Below are 5,605 nucleotides of genomic sequence, written 5' to 3' on the forward strand. Positions count from 1 at the left end.
CGATGGTCCGACGGCGCGGCGGCCCGACGGCACCCCTCACGCCGTCGCCCCGCGGGTGTGTGCGGGCGCCGTCCGGGCCCCGCGGTCGATGTCCGGAAGAACTCTGTCGGCCCATCCTCGGGCGGCGATTCGGCGGCGACCAACGGCGAGCACCGCACTGTGTCAACTCCGCCCCTGCGCCCGGCGCACGGAACGCGCGCCACCTGACAAGGTCGCGAGGGAGTTGTTGCCCGCCCTCTCACGCCCGGGCAGGCTCGGACACACCGGGGCCGCACTTCCCCTCCGTCCGCGACCCGGCGGGCGGCGCCCGGGCCGGAGCCGACCCACGCGCCAACCGGGGGTGGCCGTCCCGTCCTTGAGCGGCCCGGCACCTCCACGTCCCACCACGGAACCGGGCCGGAAGGCATCCGCAGGCAGGCACTGGCGCCGCGCCGGGAGCGGGTACGTCTCCGCGGCGCACCACCGCCGCCGGCGTCCGGACGCCGCCTTTTCCCACCGTGGCGCGCATCGCACACAGGAGAGGACACATGACCACCATGTCCCGACGGCCCGCCGACCCGGTCGACGGCCGGTGGATCGACGAATGGCACCCCGACGACCCGCGGTTCTGGGCGGAAGGGGGCCACCGCGTCGCCCGCCGGAACTTGCTCTGGTCGGTCCTCTCCGAGCACCTCGGCTTCACCGTCTGGACGCTGTGGAGCGTGGTCGCGGTCAGGCTCGGCGGCGTCTCCCTCTCGACCGACCGGCTGTTCTGGCTGATCGCCCTGCCCAACCTGGTCGGGGCCCTGCTGCGGGTGCCCTACACCTTCGCCCCCGCCCGGTTCGGCGGTCGCAACTGGACCGTGGTCAGCACCCTGCTGCTGCTCGTCCCGGCCGGCCTGCTCGGCATCGCCGCGGGCAACCCCTCCACGCCGTACTGGGTCCTCCTGCTGATCGCCGCGACCGCCGGTCTCGGCGGCGGGAACTTCGCCTCCAGCATGGCCAACATCACGCACTTCTACCCGAGGTCCAAGCAGGGTGCCGCCCTCGGCCTGAACGCGGCCGGCGGGAACATCGGCGTCAGCTCCGTGCAACTGGTGGTGCCCTGGGTCATCACCTCCTTCGGCCTCGCCGCGGCCGGCCTGATCTGGCTGCCGGTCATCCTGCTCGCGGCGTACGCGGCGTTCCGGGGCATGAACAATCTGCGGAGCGCCGGTTCGACCGCGGCGGCCCAGCTCAGGATCGCCGGCAACGCCCACACCTGGATCATGTCGGTGCTCTACGTGGGCACCTTCGGCTCCTTCATCGGCTACGCGACCGCGCTGCCCCTGCTGATCAAGGTGGAGTTCCCCGAGGCCGGCCTCGCCCCGTACGTCTCGCTGGGCGCCCTGATCGGCTCCTGCACCCGGCCGGCCGGTGGCCGGCTGGCGGACCGCTGGGGCGGCGCCCGGGTGACGCTGTGGAACTTCGCCGTGATGGGAGTGGGCGCGCTCGGTGCCGTGGCCGCGCTGCGCGCCCACAGTTACCCGCTGTTCCTGGGCGCGTTCCTGCTGCTGTTCGTCACGGCCGGCGTCGGCAACGGCTCCACCTACCGGATGATTCCGGCGATCTTCACGGCCCGCTCGCTCCGGCTCGCACGGCTGTCCCGGGACACCGACGAGGAGGCCGCGGCCGCCCAGGGGCGCCGTGACAGCGCCGCCGCGCTCGGCGTCACCTCCGCCATCGGCGCGCTCGGCGGATTCTTCGTCAACCGCGCCTTCGGTACGTCGGTCGCGGCAACCGGGAACGCAGAGGCGGCGCTGATCGCCTTTGCCGTCTTCTACGCGTGCTGCCTGGGCCTGACCTGGCTCTGCTACCTGCGACGCGGGGCCGTGGCCCGGCCCGCGTCCGGCCTGGTGGACCTCCGTGTCTGAGCCGTCCGCGCGGACTCCCGGTCCGGTGCCCCTGACCCCGCCCACCGCGACGCACTGCCCGTACTGCGCACTGCAGTGCGGGATGTGGCTGGAACCCGGCCCGGAGGGCCTGACCACCGTACGGCCGCGGGCGCTGGCCGCCCGGCCGGGCGGTACGACCGGCCGGGCGGCACTCTGCCAGAAGGGCTGGACGTCGGTGGACCTGCTCCACTCCCCCGACCGTCTCCTCACCCCCCTGGTCCGTCGTGACGGCGAGCTCGTCCCGGCCCCGTGGGAGGAGGCGATGGATCTGGTCGCCCGGCGGATCCGGGAGATCCGGGAGCAGGACGGCCCGGACGCGGTCGCGGTCTTCGGCGGGGGCGGCCTGACCAACGAAAAGGCCTACCAGCTGGGGAAGTTCGCCCGCGTCGCGCTCGGTACCTCGCAGATCGACTACAACGGCCGGTTCTGCATGTCCTCGGCCGCCGCGGCGGGCAACCGGGCCTTCGGGCTCGACCGGGGCATGCCGTTCCCGCTGGCCGACGTCGCCGAGGCCGGTGCGATCCTGCTGGTCGGCTCGAACCCGGCCGAGACCATGCCTCCGTTCACGCAGTACCTGCTGGCGGCCCGCGAGGCGGGCGGATCCCTGATCGTCGTCGATCCGCGCCGCACCCCCACCGCGGAGCACGCGACCCTGCACCTCCAGCCGGCCCCCGGCACCGATCTCGCCCTCGCCAACGGTCTGCTGCACATCGCGATCGCCCTCGGGCACCTGGACGAGAAGTACATCGCCCGCCGCACCACCGGCTACGACGAGGTTCGCCGGGTGGTGGCCAACTACTGGCCCGAACGGGTCGAACGCATCACCGGCGTACCGCTGCGCGACCAGCGGCGGGCGGTCCAGCTCCTGGCGGGCGCCGAGCGGTCGATGGTGCTCACCGCGCGCGGCGCGGAACAGCACAGCAAGGGCACCGACACCGTCTCGGCATTCGTCAACCTGGCACTGGCACTCGGACTGCCCGGTACCCCCGGCGCCGGATACGCCTGTCTGACCGGCCAGGGAAACGGTCAGGGCGGCCGGGAACACGGCCAGAAGGCGGACCAGTTGCCCGGCTACCGCCGGATCGACGACCCCGTCGCCCGGCGCCACGTCGCCGGGGTCTGGGACGTGCCGGAGGAATCGCTGCCGGGTCCCGGGCCCAGCGCGTACGAGCTGCTGGACTCCCTCGGTACCTCCGGCGGGCCGCGCGCGTTGCTGGTCTTCGGCAGCAACCCCGTCGTCTCCGCCCCGAACGCCCGGCACGTCGAGGAGCGACTGCGCTCCCTGGACCTGCTGGTCGTCTCGGACCTGGTGCTCAGCGAGACCGCCGCGATCGCGGACGTCGTCCTGCCGACCGCCCAGTGGGCCGAGGAGGACGGCACGATGACCAACCTGGAGGGACGCGTGCTGCGCCGCCGCAGGCTGCGCCCGCCGCCTCCCGGTGTGCGCACCGACCTGGAGACGATCGCGGACCTGGCTTCCCGGCTGGGCCACGCCTCCCGCTTCCCGGCCGAACCCGAGGCCGTCTTCGAGGAGTTGCGCCGGGCCAGCCGGGGCGGGATCGCGGACTACTCGGGCATCAGCTACCGCCGGATCGACGACGAGGACGGCGTCCACTGGCCCAGCCCGGAACGGGCCGGGGGCCCGGCGGCGGGCACCCCTCGGATGTTCCTGGACGCTTTCGCGCACCCGGACGGCCGCGCCCGGTTCTTCCCCGTCGAGCACCGGCCCGCGGCGGAGGAACCAGATGAGCGGTACCCGTTGTACCTGACCACCGGCCGGGTCATGCAGCACTACCAGAGCGGCGCGCAGACCCGCCGGGTGCCGGCCCTCGTGGCGAGCGCGCCCAGGCCGTTCGTCGAGTTGCACCCCGACCTGGCGGCCGCCCTCGGCATCGAGGAGGGCCGTCCGGTCCGGGTCGTGAGCCGGAGGGGAGAGGCCGTGGCCGAGGCCCGGCTGAGCACCGCGATCCGGCGCGACACCATCTTCATGCCCTTCCACTGGGGTGGCGCCGGCCGGGCCAACTCCCTGGTCGGGGCCGCCCTCGATCCTCAGTCCCGGATGCCCGAGTTCAAGGTGTCCGCAGCCCGGTTGGAGACGGTGACGTGCGACATGTCGTAGTGGTGGGCAACGGTATGGCCGGCCACCGGATCGCCTCGGAGCTGCGCGCCCTGGACGAGGGATCGCGGATCACCGTGCTCGGTGCCGAACCGCACCCCGCGTACAACCGGGTGCTGCTGACCAACCTGCTGGCCGGGAAGGCCGACGAGCGGAGCATCCGGCTGCCGGACCTCCCGCCCGGGGTGACCGTGCGGACCGGTGTCTCCGTCACCTCCGTCGACCGCGGGGCGCGCACGCTGACGGCCGCCGACGGGAGCGTCGTCGGCTACGACACGCTGGTGCTGGCCACCGGCGGTTCGGCCCTGCTGCCGCCGGTCAAGGGGCTCCACCGGGACGACGGGGTGCGGCTGCTGCCCGGGATCGTCGGGTTGCGCACCCTGGACGACTGCCAGGAGGTGTTCCGCCTCGTGGCCGAGGCGGGACGGCGTACCGCGGGGGGACAGGCCCGGGTACTGGTGCTCGGCGGCGGCCTTCTCGGCCTGGAGGCCGCCCGGGGCCTGGTGCAGCGGGGCGTCCGGGCGGAGATCCTCCAGGGTGGCGACTGGCTGATGAGCCGCCAGCTGGACGGTCCCGGCGGCCGGGCCCTGCTGGGCGCCCTCGCCGAGCTGGGTGTGGCCGCCCGGGTGGGTGTCCAGGTCGAGTCGGTGGTCGGGGAGGACCGGTTCGAGGGCGTACGGTGCGCCGACGGACGGCTGATCGAAGGGGACGTGCTGGTCGTCGCCTGCGGGGTGCGTCCGGCCACCGGACTCGCGGCGGCGGCCGGGCTGCCGGTCGAACGGGGCATAGTGGTCGACGACCGGATGCGTACGGCCGACCCTCGGATCTTCGCGGTCGGCGACTGCGCCGAGCACCGCGGTACGGTCTACGGCCTGGTGCAGCCCGCCTGGGAGCAGGCGCGGGTCGCGGCCCGGACCATCGCCGCGCTGCCGGACGCGGAGCCCTACCGGGGCACGCGGGTGGCGACCCGGCTCAAGACCACCGGAATCGACCTCGCCACCATGGGCGAGGTCGGCGAGGAGGGCTCCGGCGACGGGGGCGAGGTGCTCACCTATCTCGACTCCAGCCGGAACGTCTACCAGAAGGTCGTCATCCGGGACGGCCGGGTGACGGGCGCGATCCTGGTCGGCGGCAGCTCCACCGTCGGCACCATCACCCAGCTCTTCGACCGGCGGGCCGCCGTGCCGCAGGACAGGCGGCTGCTGCTGTTCCCGGAACTGGCCGGGGCGGGCGCGCGCCCCGCGTCCCCCGGCGAACTGGTCTGCCTGTGCAACGGAGTGCCCCGGAGCGAGATCCTCCGGCACTGCGCGGGCGGCGCGAGGTCGGTCGCGTCCGTCGCCGACGCGACCCGGGCGACTACCGGCTGCGGCGGCTGCCGTCCGCTGGTGGAGGAGATCCTCGCCGGGCTCGGTCCGTCCGACGGGACGGGGTGACGGCGCCTTGGGGTCGGGCCCGGCCGGCCGGCGGGAGATCGGCTCCGGCACCGCTGGGGCGGAGCCAGGGGAACGGGCGGGAGCGACGGGAACGGGCGGGAGCGACGGGAACGGGCGGTGGGCCACCGGGGGTTCCGGTGGCC

At 74.2% G+C, this 5,605-nt stretch carries 3 protein-coding genes; all 3 read left to right on the forward strand.

What is annotated here, in order from left to right:
• The first annotated feature begins 527 nt into the window (after positions 1 to 527).
• Genes ACWD3D_RS32610 through ACWD3D_RS32620 form a run of 3 tightly spaced genes read left to right on the forward strand, consistent with a single transcriptional unit; the run spans position 528 to position 5,462 of the window.
• Positions 528 to 1,892, forward strand: coding sequence for an MFS transporter (locus ACWD3D_RS32610; RefSeq protein WP_451464342.1), 1,365 nt, complete (start codon positions 528 to 530; stop codon positions 1,890 to 1,892).
• Positions 1,885 to 4,032 carry a molybdopterin oxidoreductase family protein gene (locus ACWD3D_RS32615; RefSeq protein ID WP_451464343.1) on the forward strand — a complete coding sequence of 716 codons (2,148 nt, stop codon included), beginning with the start codon at positions 1,885 to 1,887 and terminating at the stop codon, positions 4,030 to 4,032. The genes ACWD3D_RS32610 and ACWD3D_RS32615 overlap by 8 nt, the downstream gene beginning before the upstream one ends.
• On the forward strand, positions 4,017 to 5,462 hold the full coding sequence (locus tag ACWD3D_RS32620) for an FAD-dependent oxidoreductase (protein WP_451464344.1): 1,446 nt from the start codon (positions 4,017 to 4,019) through the stop codon (positions 5,460 to 5,462). The genes ACWD3D_RS32615 and ACWD3D_RS32620 overlap by 16 nt, the downstream gene beginning before the upstream one ends.
• The last annotated feature ends 143 nt before the right edge of the window (positions 5,463 to 5,605 follow it).

The sequence above is a fragment of the Streptomyces sp. NPDC002690 genome (genome assembly GCF_053592415.1).

Coding starts and splice junctions, on each gene's coding strand:
- ACWD3D_RS32610 (WP_451464342.1), top strand. CDS start 528: ATGACCACCATGTCCCGACGGCCCGCCGACCCGGTCGACGGCCGGTGG.